Raw genomic sequence first — 18293 nt, 5'->3', positions numbered from 1 at the left:
TAGAATTATGCCAAAAGGAAATATTTCAACACGATCGGGCGACAAAGGAACCACCGGAGTTGGGGGCGGTGGCCGCGTCGACAAGGATGACGCTCGCATCGAAGCGCTGGGCGACCTCGACGAGACTAACAGCGTGATTGGCGTGCTGCGTAGCGTTTTGCCGCCCGAACACGACTGGGAGCCGGGGCTGCAGCGAATCCAAACCGAGATGATGAACCTGATGGGGCACGTGGCTACGCCATCGACGTCGCCCCGGCAACCTTCGGTGCCTTTGCCAGACGAGTCATCCTTGTGGATGGAGGGCTGGATGCAGGAAATCGAGGACAGCTTATCCGACGCGACGGAGTATTTCCTGCTTCCGGGAGGAAACTCAATTTCAGCTCAATGCCATATGGTCCGCACGGTTGCTCGTCGAGCGGAGCGACGCTTGGTCACCCTCAACAAAATCGATCCCGTGGCCCCGAGTATTCTCAAGTTCGTGAACCGGCTGTCGGATCTTGCCTTCAAGCTCGCACGGCAGGAAACCCATCGCAAAGGGCTGACCGAAGATCGCTGGCGTCTTTTTCGTGACAAACGATAGATAGACGATGAAAGCCATCTCTATTCTCGGCACCTCTTCCAATGCGGGAAAGAGTTGGATGGCGACCGCCTTGTGCGCGTGGCTAAGGCGGCAGGGCGTGAAGGTTGCCCCCTTCAAGGCCCAGAATATGGCCAACAATGCTTTCGCTACCCTGAGCGGCGGAGAAATCGGCGTGGCTCAATCGGTGCAAGCGGAAGCCTGCGGGCTGGTGCCAACCGTGGAGATGAATCCAATTTTGCTGAAGCCCAACGGTCCGGATGGTTCCCAGATCGTTAGGCTTGGAGTTGCCGGTGAAAACGCTACGGCTCGCGACTACTACCGCAGCATTGAGTCTTCTTGGGAAACGGTTCGAGAGACCTTGGACCATTGGAATTCGGAGTGCGAAGTGCTAGTCCTTGAGGGTGCAGGCAGTCCAGTGGAGCTGAACCTGATGGATCGAGACATCGTAAATTTACGTCCCATCGAGTACTTGGATGGTAAATGGTTGCTGGTATCCAATATTGAATACGGTGGCGTTTTCGCCCAAATCATTGGGACTTGGAATTTGCTGCCGGAGTCGATACGCGCACGGGGGCTGGGCGTTGCGGTAAATCGATTCCGCGGCGACTTGAGCTTGTTTGACGGGGCGAAGCGGGAGATCGAGTCGAGGGCGGAATTGCCCTACCTTGGAGTGGTGCCTTTCGACAGGGCGCTCGCTATCGATGACGAGGATAGCTTAAATGCTCTTACTGAAGCTCCGCAAACAGGCAGGCCGTATGTAGCCTGGATCAAGTATCCACGCGTATCCAATAGCCAAGACATGCTGCCGTGGAAACATGACGAGGGAGTCGATTCGATCTGGACAAGCGACCCGAGGGTCGTGTGTAGCGCGGCTGCCGTCGTTTTGCCCGGTAGTAAAAACACTTTAGAGGACCTCAGGTGGTTAAGGGAGGCGGATTTGGACTTGGCTGTTCTTGAATTAGCTAATTCGGGGCGCCCGGTGGTGGGGATTTGCGGTGGCAAGCAGATGCTCGGCAGATCGCTGTATGAGCCAAGAGCTGGAACGACAGTGCAAGGCCTGCAGTTGCTGCCAATCGATACCGAATTCCTCGCAGAGAAACGCGTGCAGCGAAACGAGGCGAAGCTTGGAGACCGTGTCTGGGAAACCTTTGAGATTCACACTGGCGAGAGTCGTGTTGGAACGGGCGTGCAGTATGGTCGGCTTTTCGAGGTACGGAAAGCAGGAGAGAGGGCTTTTACGGCAGACGGAATGAAAGTTGGAAACGTCTGGGGCAGTTACCAACACGGCATTTTTGATGCTCCGGAGCTTCGTCAGCTCTTGGTAGATGAGGCGGGAATAGCTGGAGTCTTGATTTGTCGCGACGACTGGAAGCAGAAACGCATGAAGGTCTACGACGCGATGGCGGACAGTTTGGAACGGTATTTAGATTTGGATACGGTGAAACGGTATCTGGGCGTGTAAAGGTCGCTGCTTTACTTCAAACAATTATCGCGTGACAAGCGCGTTCCCACCCCGTTGACAGTGGCAACAAAAAGTCCGGATTCGCATGGAGCGAATCCGGACTTTGCTTGAGGAAAGAGTCTAAGAATTCCTTTGTATCGACTATTCGGCGACGAGGAGTTCGCGTCCCTTGGACTTGAGGTCCTGCAGGCTGATCTCACCTTTGTCGACTTGAGCGAGGAGGGCTTTCTGGGCTTCGTAGTCTTTGTTTACGACTCCGGCATGGCTTTGCAGCATGCGCCACGCTTTGCGGCGCTCGACGTTGAAGAGCACCATTTGGCGGCTCATCTTCATCGGGACGCGCTTGCCGTTTCCGGCATCGTAGTAGATGTAGACTCCGAAGTCGGGGATATAGGCCCGGTTTTTTGGGTCGATGAATCTGCGATGGACGATGTCCTGTTGCGTAACTCTCAGCAAGACGTCCTCAAGGTGCTCCATGCGCTCAACTTCTTCCGGAGCTGCTTTCTTGATGTGTTGGCGGAAGCGAGCTTCGGTGCATGCCCAGTGAGCGATGGTGAAGGAATAGGTATCCTTCGAATCGCTGTATTTTGCCTGCCACCAATCACGGTCCGGATTCTTGTTTCCCTTGAGGCTAAGGGCCTCCTGGTAGGACTCTCCGAGCTGAGGGTTGAAGACGAACTCAGGCAAGCAGCGGCTCTCGCGAGCGAGAGTGGCTTGATTGGTTGCCATGTTGTCGGCGACGCCGTGCTCCGGTTGGCAAGTCGTGTAGCATTGGAAGAAAGCGGTACCGCGGTACTGCAAGCCCTCGAGCAAGCTGTTGTAGAGCTTTGCGGAATCGGCCATGGAAACTTGAGCGAGGTAGGGAGAGCCGTGCCCATTCAGGAAGCACTCCGTGATGTTTTTCATCTCGTTCAGCTTTCCTTGGGAAGCCGCTCCGGCTTGGTTCATGTCAAAACCTCCAGTCATCGGGCTGTGGTCCGAGTTTTGTCCTCCAGTGTTTGAATACACTTGGGTGTCGAGCATAAGGAGCTTAACGTTCGGTCGATTCTGTAGGATGACTTTGGATACGTTTTGGAACCCAATATCGCCCATGCCGCCGTCGCCGCCTACGCACCATACCTTTGGCAATTCCTTGATTTCCTGATCGGTCATCAGGGCATCGGTAAAATGGGTATAATTGAAGTAAGTCGCTTCGTCCAGCAGGTCGCCATCCATGAGATGGTCGATCATGCGTTCTGGGATTACGGAGCGACGGGCGTTTTCGGTCATGAAGCTTTCACCCATCATCCAGGAGATCGTTGCGCCGTCCTGGAAGAGCGAGTTGAGCCAAGGGTAGGGGTGCGGGTTGTTGGGAGGGGTTGAGCCGTAAACGGTATTGCAGCCGGTATGCGCTCCCATGGCCATGACGGACATGCCATTGGCGAGGCGACCATCGATGGTTTGCAGGTTCTTATGGTTAAAGGCTTCCTTTTCCAGCACGAGGCAGATGGCTTCCACCAACTCCGCATCGGAAATCTCTCCGTGGGCTGCGAGACGGGCATCGGTATCCTCGTTGGAGTCACCTCCGAGTCCCATAACGACGTGAGAGACGATGCGTTTCCAAGTGCCGTAGGCCTTGGCGTCGCTTTGGGCGAGGGCTTCCAGTTTGGCGGCGCCTTCCGCCTTTAGCTGGGCCACTTTCTGCAACATGCGGTCCGCTTTCTTGTGGTAGACGGGGCGCATGTAAGCTTCGGTCACCGACGCGAGCGCGTGCAGGACCGGTTTCTCGCCGCAACCGGCGCAGGCTCCGTCCCCGGAGACAAGGGCATCGTAGTTGCGGTTGACCATCATGTGGTTGCGCCAAGCGGCAGGGCGAGAGTCCTCCGGCGTCTCGTCGTTGTAGAGTCCGAGGTATTTCTGGTTGGTGTCCGGCAGCAGCCTGAGGAACTCCGTTGCGGAAAGGATCTCCGCATTGTATTCCTCGGTGTCTTCCACCATGCGCAGGGCGTCGTGGTCGCCGCATTCCTCTACGCAGAGGCCGCAGCCCTTGCAGAGGTCGGAGACGAAAATGGAGAATATCCCACCCATGCCCGCTTCCTTGCGTTCGAGGGAAAAGAAGACGGCTGGGACTTTGAGGTAGGCCAAAGGAAGAATTTTCAGGATGGCGTCTAGCTCCTCGGCGGCGGTAGCGGAAATCTTGGCCTCGCCCCGCACGATTTCCATGACGAGGTCGCGTACCGATTCGCCTTCCTTCTTCTTGGCGTTTTCCTTCATGCGGTCGCGTATCGCTTGATCGACGTCAGGGATGGCGGCTGCGATGAGCGCCCGTTGCTCAGGGTCGCGAACGTAATTCTCGACGGCGGTACGAAGGATGGTTTGCAAGTCCTGGGCCGTGTTCGGCAAAGCGGTGTCCGGGCAGGAGGTGATGCATTCCATGCACTGGGTGCAATTTTCCGCAAAGTACTTCGGCGTCTCACGTCGAGCCCCGTATTTGGAGGACGTGGCGCCAGTGGCGGAGGCCATCACGCCAACCGCGGAGAGCGGCGAGGCGGGTTGGTCGTAGCCAAGGCCAGCTCGGAATTCCTTGTCGAAGGCGCTCGTGCGGTACATGGGAGTTCCCTCGGGCTGTCCCTCTTGGGGGGCGCAGCCGCAAGCTCCTCCGCAATCGGAATTGGGAAGTAGCATTTCTCCGCGCATGGCGGAATGGTCCGGCGCTTCGAGGGGACCGTAGGGCACCTCCCGCAACTGGGAGCCCCCTTGGATCATGACTTCCATGTTGGAATCCACCACCGCTTCGCCGAACTTGCCGAACTTCTTGTTGTACTGGGCTCGCACCACCTCCTTGAAGTGGTCTTCGTCGATACCGAAGGTGTCGAGGAAAGGCGATACCTTGAAGAAGGCGCCGAGGAAGGAATTGCCCTGCATGCGGAGCTGCAGGTCGGGGCGCTTGGTGGCGCCCTTGGCGATCTTGAATCCGGGCAGGGTGTAGATGCGGATCTTCTTGTCGATGATCTCTTGCCGGTACTTTTGGGGGATGCGTTGCCAAGCTTGCTCAGGCGATTCCGCCGATTCCCAGATGAAGGCTCCGCCTTCCACGAGCCCCTTGATGGGATTGATGTGGGTGAAGGCTTTGGGATCGCAGCAGAGCACTACGTTGACGTGCTTGAGGTCGCAATTGACTCGCACCCGCTCGGGTGCGGCGGTGAGGAAGTACTCGGTGGGAGCCCCCTTCTTTTCCGAACCGTACTTTGGGTTGGCGGAAACGTGCACCACTTCTTTCGGATTCCCGTTTTCGTCGAGCTCCTTGTCTCGTTGGGCGACGTAGGTACCCAGTTCCCCGATGATTTCCGCCAGGTTCTTGCCGGTGGTGATCATGCCCCAACCGCCAATGGAATGAAGCCGTACCGCGATGGCGTCCTTGGGCAGGAGAGAGGGGGTCTCGTCCGAACAGACGGAATAGGGATGGTCTACGCCGAGGTTGAAGAAGGTGACTCCGTCGGCAGCGGTCTTGCCGTCCTGACGGGCTCGGCCTTCAGCCACGAACTCGTAGGCTCCGATGATGTGCTCCGGGCGGAAATCGCGGGATCCGAGGCCGTAGACACCCGAATAGTTGCGGGGAACCTCGCTTTGCTCGATCGTGGGCAATCCGTCTCGATGTGGGAAACCGGGGTGAATGTAGCTCTTGGTGAGGGCGGCTCGGACCTCGCGGGCTAGCGGATTGTCTCCGGCGAACGGTTCGTCGGTACGTTCGAGGATGATGCAAGCCTTCTTGCCGCGGAGAGCGTCCACGATGGCGGCTTGAGGGAAAGGTCGGATCACGTTGACATGGATGGAGCCGACCTTGACGCCCCGCGTTTCTCGCAGGTGATCGACGGCGGCCTCGATATTCTCGGCGGCGGAGCCAAGCGATATGAAGGTGATTTCCGCGTCGTCGTTCCGATATTCGGAGACTAGGCTGTAATGGCGGCCGGTGAGGTTGCCGAACTCGTTATAGGCTTCTTCGATGAACCCCAAGATTGGCTCCACGAAGTTGTTGCGACGCGCCACCACCCCATTCATATAGTGTTCCTGGTTCTGCACGGGGCCGATCAGGGCAGGATCGTGCAGGTCGATGACTTTGGGGATCCGACGGCGGGTGGGCCCGAATAGCTTCCTTTGAGCTTCTGTGGGACATTCTACGATGTCGTCGGGCGATCCGAGGAACTCGCGCAGCAATTCGGATTCGTGTTTGAGAAAAGTGCGCTCCAGGTGGGAGGTGAGGAACCCGTCCTGGATGTTCATTCCCGGCGTGAGGGCCTTTTCCGTGACCTTTCGCAGGATCACGGCTTGGTCGGCAGCCTGTTGGGCGTCCTTGGCGAACATCATGATCCAGCCCGTATCCAGGGCAGCGTAGATGTCGTCGTGGCCACAGTGCACGTTCAGCGCATGTTTGGTCAGTGCCCGGGCGGCGACCTCCAACACCATGGTGGATAGCTTGCCAGGTGCGTGGTAGTATTGCTCCACTCCGTAGACGATGCCTTGACCAGAGGTAAAGTTAACGGTGCGCTTGCCGGTTACGGATTGGGCGATGGCTCCGCCCTGAGCCGCGTGTTCGCCCTCGGTTTCGATAGCGAGGGTCGGTTGTCCAAACACGTTGAGCTGTCCTTTCGCCCGAGCGAATTCGAACATTTCACCCATTTCCGTGGAGGGAGTGATCGGATAGAAGACGCCGGCTTCCGCGATGCGGGCCTCAGTATACAAGGCTACCAGCTGGTTGCCGTTGGTGGTAATGCGAATGCCGGGATATTTCGGTTTCGATGCGATCATGGTCTTTTGATTGTGAGCGGTTAAAATCAGCTTTCGGACGCCCCTGCCGTAACGCGAGGAGGCGCATCCAACCAGGCGGCGAGGTCGCGGTTCAGGGGCATGAACTGAGGTTTACCTATTTAACCCAATATTTAAAGACAAAAATATCTTTAATTATTATCGTCGGAGAAAATTCGGTAAGGGTGTCGCGGCGATTGGAAGGCGGGGCGGCCCTCGATGTAGGGCGTAAGATAAGTTGAAGCTTGAACCAGCGCAACAAGCTTGTCGTCTTACTCGGCTTTACGCAGATGACAGCCACGCAAAACGACGGTTTAGGACGGATACTCGAGGGAAGCGCCCAGGCGCTTGCCCAAGCGAAGGCTGAATTCGAAGCGACGCCGATCGACCAGGATTGGTCCGCCGATCTTCCGGCGCCGCGCCTTGCGCGCGCCAGAACGATTGCCCGTCCCGTCGAGGTCAGCGCTCCAGGAACGTTTTCCAAAAACTCGATCCGTACCCTCAGGCTGGAGCCGACAGACCTTTCAGGATGGTGGCTGGAACGTTGCGACATTCCAGACTCCCGCCCAATCAAGGTATCGATACGCAACGTATGGACCACCGGCGAAATCGTGAGCAACATTGTGCTGCGTTCGGGTTCGGTCCACAACTACGTGAGACTGGTGGAGCACATCATCGCCCTCAAGGCAGGCATGGACGTGGACAACCTCCTGATCAAGCTGGACTCAGGGGACCCGCCGCTCTTCAACGCTGGGAGCAAGGAACTAGTAGAGGCGATCAATTCCGCGGGCCGCAAGGAACTGGCAACGCCGGTTCGCTATTTCACGGTAAAGGAGCGCGTGTCCTTGCTGACGCCCCACAACGGATTGCTGCAAATAGACCCGGCAGAGGAGGGCAGCCTGCGCCTTGACATCGACTGCGTGCGCAACTTCCCCAACGCCATCGGGCAGCAGCGCATACGCTTCGTTAACAACGAGCGGTCCTTCCTTCACGGTTCAACGGCCCGCACGAATACGACCGCGAGACAGAAATTGCTGGTTACCACTTTCGGGAAGCTGTTCCCTGAGTCGCGAAACCTTGGATACAACAGCAAGAACGTTCTGATCGCTGGCAAGAGGCGTTACAGCAACGAGCCTACCCACATGCACGAAGGCAAGTCGTTGGAGGCTGCCTGGCACCGTGCAGTACTCGATTTGCTGGCGGCTTTGGCCTTGATCGACGAAGGGCGATTTGTCGGAAAGATCATTGACTACAAGGGCGGCCACTATCCTGACGTCGAAATGGTGAAGCTGCTCTATGCCTACGACTTGCTGAAGGAAGTCTAGCGACAGCCGGCGCTTGCCTTTCCGCGGAGGGAGCGCGGGCCTGCGCGAATGCTATCCGCCCCGCTCGTTTGATTCGCTATGCCCTTTGTCGTCGCTACAGTCCTCGCTTCCTGCTCCAGCGAACGGCAAACGTTTGTCAGCTTGTACGATTCACTAGAAGGCCTCGTAAAAGGATGGAGTCATGTCGCTGCCCAACTGGAACGCTTTCCGCTGATCGCCTTGAATCCGCTGAAGTATGCGGTTGACGAACGGTCCATGACCGAAGACGAAGCGTTTGCGGGCAAGAGAGTATTCAGGACGGTGCTGGTGAGGAAGCTGAGCAATTGGGGACAGCAACACGCCAACGGTATCGAACCGGTGTTTTTTTGACCAACCGCTACCGATCGTAGCGGTGGAATCCTTTACCCTCCGCCTGAAGCTCAATTCTAGCGACTCGAGCATTTCCGATGCTTGCAGCATTGAAGTCGCACTGCCAAGGGCAGCTCGGGGACGAAGCGGTGGAAAGTTTGGATACAGGCGTTCCCTGTCTAGGGCTCACCTTTGCGGAAGCCGGCTACAACGGCCAAGGCACCGAGACACTGAATGCGACCTATTCGTTGACCTTCGACCCGAAGCGAGACTTTGACCGATGGATGGAGATTACCATTCCGTTGGCGGACTTCATTTTCGGCTACGAGCGAAACTACGTGATGAAGCCCGCAAGCCGCGAAGCGTTGCCCCCAAGCGAATGGATCGCATTCCGAATCAATCCAGAAACGACGAGCGGCAAGGTGGCTCGCAACTACATCGGCGACGCTTGGGACGACTCCGTCCCTGAAATCTACAAGGAACTGTCGATTTCCCTGGAAAGCATAAGGGCGAACATGAAGGCTGGCGGCAGCCATTGAGCTGCCACCAGCAGGGAAGTCTGCTAAACTTCGGAGTCGTTCTTGATATATGAGATCAGCTCGTCGACTTGAGTGAAGGCGATGGCGCTGTAGGTGTCTGCGGCCCCGTAGTAGATCGCGATCTTACCGCTTGGAGCATCGTACATGGTGGCGCACGGAAAGGCGACGTTAGGAACGAAACCGCTTGTTTCGTATTCCTTTTCTGGAGTCAGCAGATATCCGCGGGATCGGTATAGAACCTTTGAGGGATCCTCCAGGTCGAGCAAGGCAGCGCCGATGCTGTAGACGAATCCATTGCAAGTGTTGGATACGCCGTGGTAAAAAAGCAGCCAGCCTTCGGTCGTTTCGATCGGGATTGGGCCAGCTCCGACTTTGGTTCCCTGCCACCAGCCTGAACCGCCTGCAGCCATCACGTGCCGATGCTTGCCCCAGTAGGTGAGGTCCGGGGAATGGCTCAGGAAAATGTCGCCGAAGGGCGTGTGTGCGCTGTCGGAAGGCCGGCTGAGGAGAACGTATTCGCCGCCGATCTTGCGTGGGAACAACACTCCGTTTCGATTGAAGGGCATGAGCGGGTTCTCCACCTTCACGAAGGTTTTGAAGTCCTTGGTATATCCCATCCCTATAGACGCGCCCTTCAGATCGTCGCACCAAGTAATATAGTATGTGCCTTCGATGAGAACGACACGTGGATCGTATGCGTAGGAATTGGGGTTCGGCTTGCCAGATTCGTCTACCCAATCAATGCGCTTGTCCTCTAGTTCCCAACGAATCGCATCGTCGCTCTTGCCGAAGTGCAGTCCTGCTCGCCCGCTCTTGTCGTCGATGCGAAAGACTCCCACAAAGCCATCGCCATAGGGAACCACAGCGCTGTTGTAGGCGCGAGCTCCGCTTGGAATTGGGTTCCAACCGATAATTGGATTCTGGCTGAATCGCCAGACCGGATCCTTGCAGGTATCAGGTCGTTCCTCCCAGGGCAGGTTCGGAAGAGCGCTGCCGATAATGGTATTTCGATTTGAGTTTTTGCTCATTTGTTTTGAGGTATATTATAACGTAAGCTTCTACAATATAGTAACTTACGAGATGCCTAATCAAAGCGACATCGCTCTTTCGATTTCAACGAAAATTATACTGTTTTTACGCTTTTAATGGGTTGAGAGATTGCCAAGGGCGTGTGGCAGGTATTTAAAATCCTGCGACAAAACCTCTGCGCTTTTGGCGCAAGTCATCGTTTTCGAAATTAACCCCAACTGCGTGGATTTATTTGTAAAAGCTCGAATGCCAAACGCTCCTGTCAGTACGTCAGATCGCGTCTGGGCTGAGTATTTCGGCTCTGGATCCAGGTTTCGCTCTCGCCTCGGATGCATTTTTTGAACCGAGACCGAAGTCGTTTCCTGCTAGCAGCTGCAAGCGGTGTGTTGGCTGGCGCGGTCGTTTTGCTGGTGAGACCGGAAGTAGATTGGACCTCGGTTTTCCTTCCCTTGTTCGTGTCTCTGATCGCTCTTCTTGCGTCCTCCTTCAAAGACGCGAGTTCAAACTTATCGTCCTCGCCTGCTGGAAATTTGTCGAATCCCTATCAGGTCGCCTTTTCTGCGGCTGGGGTAGCAGGCTTGCTGTGGAACCTCAAACTGGACGAAATCCGTTGCGACAATGTTGTATTCAAAATATTGGGATTCGAGCACGAGGGAGAGACCATCTCAGCCGAACGTTTTAGGCAGGCTCTTCACTTGGAGGACAGAGCCGCTTTCAAGCTAGCTTTCGAACACGCTAAGTCGGGCCGTCGTCGTAGCCCTATGGACTGTCGCTTCGTAAAGCCAGGAGGAGGGGTCGTTTGGGTTGAACTAACCTTATGCCCTGTATTAGACGAGCAAGGACACCTGCAAATAGCGGGAGCAATCACGGAGGTTACCGAGCGAAAGCGTACGGAATCCTTGCTTGATAGAGGCGTAGCTTACATGGAAGCCATTCTGGAGAATACCAAGAACATCGTATTCTCGATCGACGCGGACTATCGCTTAACGGTCTTTAACTCGAGGTTTCGAGCTAACATGCGGGCTGCGTTCGGAAAACGAATACACGCAGGGGACAGTGTTTTCGAGATATCGCCTAGCGATATCGCTCCAACCTGGAAACCCCGCTTCGCGAGAGCTTTGGCAGGTGAATCTTTCCAGATCGAGGAAGGCTTTAACATCAAAGGAAGTCGCTTCTATTTTCACATTTCCCTCAGGCCCATTCGAGAAAGCGGTCGTGTTGTGGGAGCCACTGTCTACAGCAGAAATATTACCCAGCAAAAGCTGCGAGAGAGGGAGTGGGTTGAAGCAAAGGAAAAAGCCGAAGAAAGCGACCGGCTGAAATCTGCCTTCTTGGCGAATATGTCACACGAAATTCGCACGCCTCTGAATGCCGTCATGGGATTTGCGCAACTCCTGAAAACTGGCGAAGGCACCGAAGCGGAACGCGAGAAGTTCTTGGATATCATTCTGTCCAATGGCGACCACCTCCTGCGAATCTTGGGTGACATCATCGAACTCGCCCAAATCGAATCGAACCAGTTGAGAGTGGAGCCCGTGATGTTTGACCTGCATATGATGCTCACGGAAACGTATTCAGCTTTTCATGATCGGATCCAGGGTGCCGACGGAAGCTCGGTTGAGCTTGTAATGGATAATCAATTACAAGGAACGGAGTTCGTCCTTTGCGACGAAACCCGCCTCAAGCAAATTGTTTACAATCTTATTTCGAATTCCATCAAGTTTACTGCAGAGGGAAGCATTCACGTTGGTTACGATCGGGGGGAAGAGGGAATGCTGGAGTTCTACGTCGCCGACACCGGGTCTGGGGTGCCGGAATCGATGCGTGAACGGATTTTCAAGCGCTTCCGGCAGGGCGAGTCGCAAGCAGGCAAGCGCAATGACGGTGTCGGGCTGGGCTTGTCCATCTGCCAAGGCTTAGTTTCGCTATTGGGCGGAAGGATTTGGATAGAGGCGAACCATCCTCATGGGGCCGTATTTCGCTTCACGATTCGAGACCTTTCGCATGGTGCGGGCAATGGGGATGTCTCGGCAGGGAAGAGCAATGTCCACGGCAACTCCGATCAATCGCTCCAGCGAAAGATTCAAGAGGGCAGCAAAGTGCTCGTGGCGGAGGACGACGACATGAATTTTCAGGTGGTCGATGAAATCTTGCGCAAGGAGAAACTCGTTTCGATACGCGCGGTGAATGGGGAGGACGCAGTATCGGCAGTTGAACGCGACTTGGAGATAAAGCTGGTGGTGATGGATATCAGCATGCCAGTTCTCAATGGACTGGAAGCGACCCGGCTCATCAAGCAAAGGCGTCCAGATCTGCCGGTGATCGCCCACACTGCTCATGCGATGCAGAGCGATCTGGATCGAGCCTTGCAGGCAGGCTGCTCGGATTGTCTCGTGAAGCCCATCAATATCGAACGCTTTAAGCAATTGATCGCTAGGTACGTTTAGGCCGCAGCGACAAGGGCAGGCCTTATCGCTTGACCTACAGGCTACCGCGCCCAATGATTTTGGAATCATGTCAATCGCAACCACTTATGCCTTTTGGTTTTATTACTTCTGGAATTCCCAGGGGCGAGATTGACGTATCTTATTAGAACCGAGCATATCCGCAATAAAGCCCTGGCATTCCATGTGAATCCCAGGGCTTTTTGCATGCCCGTTTTCTGCTCTCCTGCAAACGCTACTACATACTTCAAAGAAACGAAAATGAACGCTACTATCTTACCTGAACGAGAAGCTGTTCCGCCTGCGAAATCGAGCAGCTCGACTCAAAGCATCCAACCGCCCTCGAAGCTTCGTCGCGATATTCCGCTCTCGCCAACGGCTAGAGAGACCGTTGCGAAAGGGCGTCGAGAGGTCTCAGCCATCCTGCAAGGGAGCGACTCGAAGCGGATGGTCGTGGTCTGTGGTCCTTGTTCGATCGACGATGTGAACGCAGCCCATGTCTATGCTGAACGATTGTTACGCCTTTCCGCCAGCGTGCGGGAAAAACTGGTCATCGTGATGCGGACCTATTTCGAGAAGCCCCGCAGCGTTATGGGATGGAAGGGCTTGCTCTACGATCCAATGACAACAGGGGATCGCAGCCCGACCACTGGCATTTCGATGGCTCGCCGCTTCACCGCTCGCGTGAACGACGCAGGCCTCCCTTGCGCGACTGAATTCCTGAATCCATTACTGGCGCTCTACCTTGAGGACAGCATGGCATACGGTTCGATCGGCTCCCGAACTGTAGAAAGCCAAATCCATCGCGAACTAGCGAGTCGCTTGCCCATGCCCATGGGCATGAAAAACGGGATGGACAGCAGCGTCGCGTCAGCTGCGAATGCGATGCAGTCTGCTCGGTCTGCGCACTCGTTCTTCGGACAAGGCATCGAGGGAGAGCCCTGCCTCGTAGAGACGAGTGGCAATAGGGACGCGCATTTGATTTTGAGGGGCGGGTCCGGCGGACCGAACTTCGACGCAGCAAACGTCTCGCGGGCGGTAGAGGCTGGCAGGGAACGTGGAGTGCAAAGGCCGGTCGTGGTCGACTGCTCGCATGGTAACTCGCAGAAGGACCATCGCCGCCAGTCGCAGGTTTTGCGATCGGTCATAGAGCAGGTGGAGCGAGGGCAAGGCGGAGTGGCTGGGGTGATGCTGGAGAGCTACCTGGTGGAGGGGAATCAAGATTCGAATAGAGGAAATGCACGGCGTTTCGGCCAGTCTATTACGGATGCTTGTATCAACTGGAAGGATACTGAATACCTAGTGAAAAGCTTGGCGGACGCGCTCTGAGTAACCAACGCAGCTTCGATGGTGGATCTTAACCAAGGGGGACTTCCTAGGAATCTGCCCAGCGGTTTGCCGGAAGTCCCTCAGCTCTTGCTAGGAGAACCCATCAAGTTTGGCCAAGGATGTGAATCGGGGACCTGATTTCCCGTTACGCGGGACATGCAACTCACGAGCTCTCGACTCAATCCCACCTCTGCCAAATGGCGTCGGCTTCTTGCCTGCTTGGCGACTTTTTCTCTTAGCGCAGCGGCCTTCGCTGACGACGTTGTCCTCACCTGGAGCGACAACTCGGACAACGAAGACGGCTTCAACATCGAGCGGGCTGCCGGCGACGGCGTATTCGAAACGATTGCCCAGGTCGGAGCTGACGTGCAGACCTACACGGACGCCACGGCCGTCGAAGGCGTCGACTACCAATATCGAGTGAACGCCTACAATGCGTTTGGTTACTCGGGCTACACGAACGTGGCGAGCCACTATATCAATGTAGCGCCGACGATCACTGCTGTGCAGGACTTTGCCGTAGAGGAAAACCAGACGACGGATCCGATCTCTTTCTCGGTGAGCGACTTTGAAACTGCCAGCGGGGATTTGACCCTTGCAGTATCCAGCAGCAATCCGGATTTGGTCGACGTCGCTGGCGTCGAAATCGAAGGCAGCGGTGCCGAAAAAAGCTTCAGGCTGACCCCCTCATTCAACACCGCTGGCGAAAGTACAATCACTGTTACGGTCTCGGACGGAGAGGACAGCAACAGCATCTCCTTCTTGTTCTCCGTCAACGCTTACGTATTCCCAAGCCTGCAACTGGCGGTCGAAAGCATTGCCGCTCAGCCGCGGGCGGGAGAAAGCTTCCTCGTCACGGCCACTGCGTCCGACGCTTCCGACGTCACTTCAGTGAGCTATTGGATCGGTGACGAGTTGTTGGAAACAGTCACCTCATCTCCCTTCGAGGCGACTTTGGCGATATCGGAAGCGGGCAGCTACACGCTCACTGCGGTCGCGACAATTGACGGGCGGGCGCAAACCGTTACCGCTGACCAAACCTTGTGGGTTGGGGCGGCACCGGTGGACTCCAGCATCGTGGACAGCTTGGCGACCCTTTCTGTCGAAGAATCCACAACGGCAGGTTCCGCGGGCTACGATCTCGCCAGCGACACCTTCACGCTCGAGGACCAAAGCGGATTGATCTGGGGAAGCTCCGACTCGCACCGCTACTATTACCTGAGAGCCAGTGGCGATGTGGCAGTGGAAGCGCAAATTTCGGCACTCGACACCTCAGCCAGCGGCACGGTGGCTGGTTTGATGCTCCGCTCTGCGCTCTACGGCAAGTCCCCGCAGGCCTCGCTGCTATTGAATGGCGACAACGCCTTGAGCGTGCGTACACGAGCCACTCGCGGCGCATCTACCGAAGAGCGGTCCCTCGGTTCCAGCTTCTCCGCTACGCCATGGCTGCGGATCGAAAAAACGGGCTCCACCATACGCTACTACGGCAAAGCGTCCCTTTCTGACTCCTGGAGCCTAGTGGGAAGCGACAGCCTAGACCTAGGGGAAGAGGTGTTTCTGGGCTTCGCCCTAGCGGGCGGCTCCGCCTCGGGCTTGGTGGCAGCGGAGTTTCAGCAAGCGAACTTCAGCGGTCAGATACTGACGATGGGCGAGGATGCAGTAAAGCCGAGCATACCGAGCGGCCTGCTCATCTCAAGCCTGGCAAACTAGCGTAACGACCTCATGGAGAGCGACCTCTGGAAAAGAATCCGGTCGCTCTCCCTACATTTTTGGGAGCAAATGACGTCTTTCGTTGTCCTGAGCTAGGCCAATCCTCAAATCTCAAACTTAAGAACCATGAAGAAACTCATTTGCTTGACGCTCGTTTCATTCCTTTTTTCCACGCCTTCCGTCTTCGCCGCGAAGAAGAAGGTGCTCGATGCGAAAATCGACCAGGCTATCGAAGAATTCTACGAACACACCAGCGCCGGCAAGAAATTGGCCGAAGATGCAGCTGGCATGCTTGTTTTCCCGACCGTGGGAAAAGCGGGCTTTGGCGTAGGCGGCGAGTACGGGGAAGGAGCCCTTTTCGTAAACGGCAAGCGCGTCCAGTACTACAGTACGGCCAGCGCCTCCATTGGATTCCAAATTGGGGTGCAGAGCCGCTCTCAAATCATCCTGTTTTTGGAAAAGTCGGCGCTCAAAAAATTCCGTGAAAGCGACGGCTGGGAAGTAGGAGTCGATGGAAGCGTCGCGATCGCCAATATCGGAGCCGGCGGAGAAATTGACTCCAAGACTCTGGACGAGCCCGTCGTTGCCTTCGTCTTCGGCAACAAGGGGCTGATGTACAACTTGTCGCTTGAAGGCTCAAAATTGACGAAGATCGTCAAAGACTAGATGACATGAGGGCAGTTCTCATCTAGCCCAAGGCTTCCAGCAAGCGTAGCGGAACGTCGGAGTAGGGGGCTCGAAAGAGCAGCTGCAAACCTTGCGTCTCCCCGTTCTCAAGCCCTATCGGAATTGTGAGGGCCGGGACGCGCCCCACGCTCGCGGGGGCAGTGATCGCGAGCAATTCGTTGCGAAAACGATCGGTGTGCTCCGCCGCTGGGATGGCGGGCGATTGCGTCGCCGGCAGGACGATGTAGTCGTAGCTTTCGAAGCAGCGAGCGAAGAAGCGTTTGGTTGAACGTTCGGCTTTCAGGGCCCTCTCGTTTTCAGCTTCGCTCCAGTGCCGCGCTCGATCGAGGCGTTGCCACACAACGGGGTCGTAGCGCTCCCGGTATTCGTCGATCCAGAGCCTATGGACCTCGAAAGCGTCCTGGCTTTGCAGCACCGCGTAACTGAAGGGAGAATCGCTGGTTTCGCTGAGATACGCCGCCAAAGCCTCCTCATCCTTTTCAGCTCCCAATTTTGATATCGTGTCCGAGCAGCGACTCCGAAACATCGGACTCAGCTTCGGAATCGCGTCTATCAGGTTCAAGCCTCTGAGGGGGCGAGGCGGGGTCGACTCCAGCGGCACAATCGCTCGAATGACCTGCTCCATGTCTTGCCCTGTTGCGGTCATCCATCCCGCCGTATCAAATTTCGGGGCGAGCGGGAAGCAGCCCTTGCTCGACCATTCGTCCGGAGCGAATCGGATTCCCCAGAGGCCGCACCAAGCAGCCGGCACCCGGATCGAGCCTGCCGTGTCGGTTCCGGTCGCGACCGGAGCAATCCCGCATTTGACCGCCCATGCGGAACCGCTGCTGGAGCCTCCGCTGAGGCGCTCTGGGAACAGGGGGTGCGGGCAATCGCCGAAGCTCAGATTCTCGCCAGAAAGCCCGTAAGCGAACTCGTTGAGATGCGTCTTGCCGGCGAAGACCGCTCCTTGCGACCTGAGCGCTATCGAAAGCGCCGCCTCTTCTCCGGGATCCGGTCGAACTTCAGGCAGGAAGCTCGACGAAGCAGTTGTGGGAAAGCCCGGGTAGTCGTAAAGGTCCTTGAGGAGATAGGGCGCTCCAGCAAGAGCTGCTCCGGGAAAGGATCCGGCTTTTTCGAAACCTCCCAGCAATTCCTCGAAGCTTGGCAGGGAAGCGAAAACGCGTCGCTGCGTGTCTTGCGGGATTTTCGATATTTGCTCGAAATAGGTTCGAGTCGCTCGTTCCGGAGATTCGAGGGCGAGTTCCTGCCAATCGCGGATAGTTTTGGTCTGGGAAGGCATTGGTGTCTCTGCTCTTCCTCGATTTAGGGACAAGTGGCAAGCGATCCCGTACTGCAGTGAACGCGAGCTAGGGCCTATTCTGAGGAAACGACCGGCAAGCGAGCCGCTTTCCAAGCGATGATACCGCCCTCCAGGTTCACTAGCTTCGCAAAGCCTTTCGAGCGCAAAAAAGCTGCCGTTTTTCCGCTGCGGTTTCCGGAGCGGCAGTAAAGCAGCAGGGTCTTGTCCCTTGGGAGCTCTTGGATGCGTTCCGCAAAGTCGCTAGCGTAGAAGTCAATCACTTGGGCGCCTGCCAGCTTCTCGCTATCGGCCTCAGCCTGAGTCCTGACATCGACCAAAATCACGTTGTCTTGCTGGATCAGGGATGAAAAGCGTTGTGGGCTTGCCTGTTCGACATCGGCCTTCGCGAGCGCAGCGAAAAGGCCTAGGGACAGTAGGAAAACGAGGAAGCGTGGCATGATCGTAAGGTAAGTTACTCGCAATCGTCAGCGCAACAGCTGTCGCAGGAAGCGGTGAAACAATCGTCGCAAAGCGGAAGATTGCTCTCCGAGGGTAAGCTTCCCCCGCATTCCGTGCAGCGCCTGATGTCCTCTTGTTCCATGCTGTTCACTGTCAGATTAAACGAAAAAGCCGTTCCCGCGATTTCCCGAGAACGGCTTAAGAAGATCCTACTATTTGTCGAAGTGGTTGCGGCGCTTTTCTCCGACGCGAGACATCTGTAGTTGTTGGCCGGATACCCAGGCTTTCTTGAGCAACTTCAACACTTCCTTGGGCAT

At 56.2% G+C, this 18293-nt stretch carries 13 protein-coding genes; 9 read left to right on the top strand and 4 right to left on the bottom strand.

The genetic code is table 11. The features are described from left to right. Positions 1–7 precede the first annotated feature (7 nt). Positions 8–580, top strand: coding sequence for a cob(I)yrinic acid a,c-diamide adenosyltransferase (locus tag IEN85_RS09210; protein WP_191616807.1), 573 nt, complete (start codon positions 8–10; stop codon positions 578–580). A gap of 7 nt (positions 581–587) precedes the next feature. Beyond that, positions 588–2042 (top strand): cobyric acid synthase, encoded by a 1455-nt coding sequence (locus IEN85_RS09205; protein WP_191616806.1) that lies wholly within the window; start codon positions 588–590, stop codon positions 2040–2042. A gap of 141 nt (positions 2043–2183) precedes the next feature. Here the strand turns inward: IEN85_RS09205 and IEN85_RS09200 are convergent, their stop codons facing one another. Next, positions 2184–6827, bottom strand: coding sequence for a 2-oxoacid:acceptor oxidoreductase family protein (locus IEN85_RS09200; protein ID WP_191616805.1), 4644 nt, complete (start codon positions 6825–6827; stop codon positions 2184–2186). Between the two features lie 287 nt (positions 6828–7114). On the opposite strand from IEN85_RS09200, the gene IEN85_RS09195 reads away from it, so the two are divergent. From IEN85_RS09195 to IEN85_RS09185, 3 genes are all read left to right on the top strand, one after another. After that, positions 7115–8149: a UDP-3-O-acyl-N-acetylglucosamine deacetylase gene (locus tag IEN85_RS09195; RefSeq protein ID WP_191616804.1), complete on the top strand. Its 1035-nt coding sequence runs from the start codon at positions 7115–7117 to the stop codon at positions 8147–8149. A 78-nt stretch (positions 8150–8227) separates the two neighbouring features. Beyond that, on the top strand, positions 8228–8518 hold the full coding sequence (locus tag IEN85_RS09190; RefSeq protein ID WP_191616803.1) for a hypothetical protein: 291 nt from the start codon (positions 8228–8230) through the stop codon (positions 8516–8518). 77 nt (positions 8519–8595) lie between these two features. Further along, positions 8596–9036 carry a hypothetical protein gene (locus IEN85_RS09185; RefSeq protein ID WP_191616802.1) on the top strand — a complete coding sequence of 147 codons (441 nt, stop codon included), beginning with the start codon at positions 8596–8598 and terminating at the stop codon, positions 9034–9036. Positions 9037–9059: 23 nt separating this feature from the next. Here the strand turns inward: IEN85_RS09185 and IEN85_RS09180 are convergent, their stop codons facing one another. Then, positions 9060–10064 (bottom strand): glycoside hydrolase family 130 protein, encoded by a 1005-nt coding sequence (locus tag IEN85_RS09180; protein WP_191616801.1) that lies wholly within the window; start codon positions 10062–10064, stop codon positions 9060–9062. A gap of 339 nt (positions 10065–10403) precedes the next feature. Between IEN85_RS09180 and IEN85_RS09175 the strand changes: the two genes are divergently transcribed. From IEN85_RS09175 to IEN85_RS09160, 4 genes are all read left to right on the top strand, one after another. Further along, entirely contained in the window at positions 10404–12512 is a 2109-nt protein-coding gene (locus IEN85_RS09175; RefSeq protein WP_191616800.1) for a hybrid sensor histidine kinase/response regulator, read from the top strand. Between the two features lie 258 nt (positions 12513–12770). Continuing rightward, the gene (locus tag IEN85_RS09170) at positions 12771–13838 is read left to right on the top strand and encodes a 3-deoxy-7-phosphoheptulonate synthase (RefSeq protein ID WP_191616799.1); all 1068 of its coding nucleotides are present in this window, start codon (positions 12771–12773) and stop codon (positions 13836–13838) included. 156 nt (positions 13839–13994) lie between these two features. Then, positions 13995–15548, top strand: a complete 1554-nt coding sequence (locus tag IEN85_RS09165; RefSeq protein ID WP_191616798.1) for an Ig-like domain-containing protein — start codon at positions 13995–13997, stop codon at positions 15546–15548. A gap of 126 nt (positions 15549–15674) precedes the next feature. After that, a complete protein-coding gene (locus IEN85_RS09160; RefSeq protein WP_191616797.1) occupies positions 15675–16214 on the top strand; it encodes a BPSL1445 family SYLF domain-containing lipoprotein in 540 nt (179 codons plus the stop codon). Positions 16215–16236: 22 nt separating this feature from the next. Here the strand turns inward: IEN85_RS09160 and IEN85_RS09155 are convergent, their stop codons facing one another. Further along, positions 16237–17517, bottom strand: coding sequence for an amidase family protein (locus IEN85_RS09155; protein WP_191616796.1), 1281 nt, complete (start codon positions 17515–17517; stop codon positions 16237–16239). A gap of 74 nt (positions 17518–17591) precedes the next feature. After that, complete coding sequence (locus IEN85_RS09150; RefSeq protein ID WP_191616795.1) at positions 17592–17975, bottom strand: rhodanese-like domain-containing protein; 384 nt, start codon at positions 17973–17975, stop codon at positions 17592–17594. Between the last annotated feature and the right edge of the window lie 318 nt (positions 17976–18293).

This window comes from Pelagicoccus enzymogenes (assembly GCF_014803405.1).
Lineage (GTDB): Bacteria > Verrucomicrobiota > Verrucomicrobiia > Opitutales > Opitutaceae > Pelagicoccus > Pelagicoccus enzymogenes.
The sequence above is the reverse complement of the archived record's forward strand: the minus strand, read 5'-3'. Positions and strand labels throughout refer to the sequence as shown.

What these genes read in the sequence shown, in the direction of transcription:
- IEN85_RS09185 (WP_191616802.1), top strand. Translation starts at nt 8,596, where the DNA reads ATGCTTGCAGCATTGAAGTCGCACTGCCAAGGGCAGCTCGGGGACGAA.
- IEN85_RS09200 (WP_191616805.1), bottom strand. Translation starts at nt 6,827, where the DNA reads ATGATCGCATCGAAACCGAAATATCCCGGCATTCGCATTACCACCAAC.
- IEN85_RS09210 (WP_191616807.1), top strand. Translation starts at nt 8, where the DNA reads ATGCCAAAAGGAAATATTTCAACACGATCGGGCGACAAAGGAACCACC.
- IEN85_RS09170 (WP_191616799.1), top strand. Translation starts at nt 12,771, where the DNA reads ATGAACGCTACTATCTTACCTGAACGAGAAGCTGTTCCGCCTGCGAAA.
- IEN85_RS09165 (WP_191616798.1), top strand. Translation starts at nt 13,995, where the DNA reads ATGCAACTCACGAGCTCTCGACTCAATCCCACCTCTGCCAAATGGCGT.
- IEN85_RS09190 (WP_191616803.1), top strand. Translation starts at nt 8,228, where the DNA reads ATGCCCTTTGTCGTCGCTACAGTCCTCGCTTCCTGCTCCAGCGAACGG.
- IEN85_RS09205 (WP_191616806.1), top strand. Translation starts at nt 588, where the DNA reads ATGAAAGCCATCTCTATTCTCGGCACCTCTTCCAATGCGGGAAAGAGT.
- IEN85_RS09150 (WP_191616795.1), bottom strand. Translation starts at nt 17,975, where the DNA reads ATGCCACGCTTCCTCGTTTTCCTACTGTCCCTAGGCCTTTTCGCTGCG.
- IEN85_RS09180 (WP_191616801.1), bottom strand. Translation starts at nt 10,064, where the DNA reads ATGAGCAAAAACTCAAATCGAAATACCATTATCGGCAGCGCTCTTCCG.
- IEN85_RS09160 (WP_191616797.1), top strand. Translation starts at nt 15,675, where the DNA reads ATGAAGAAACTCATTTGCTTGACGCTCGTTTCATTCCTTTTTTCCACG.
- IEN85_RS09155 (WP_191616796.1), bottom strand. Translation starts at nt 17,517, where the DNA reads ATGCCTTCCCAGACCAAAACTATCCGCGATTGGCAGGAACTCGCCCTC.
- IEN85_RS09195 (WP_191616804.1), top strand. Translation starts at nt 7,115, where the DNA reads ATGACAGCCACGCAAAACGACGGTTTAGGACGGATACTCGAGGGAAGC.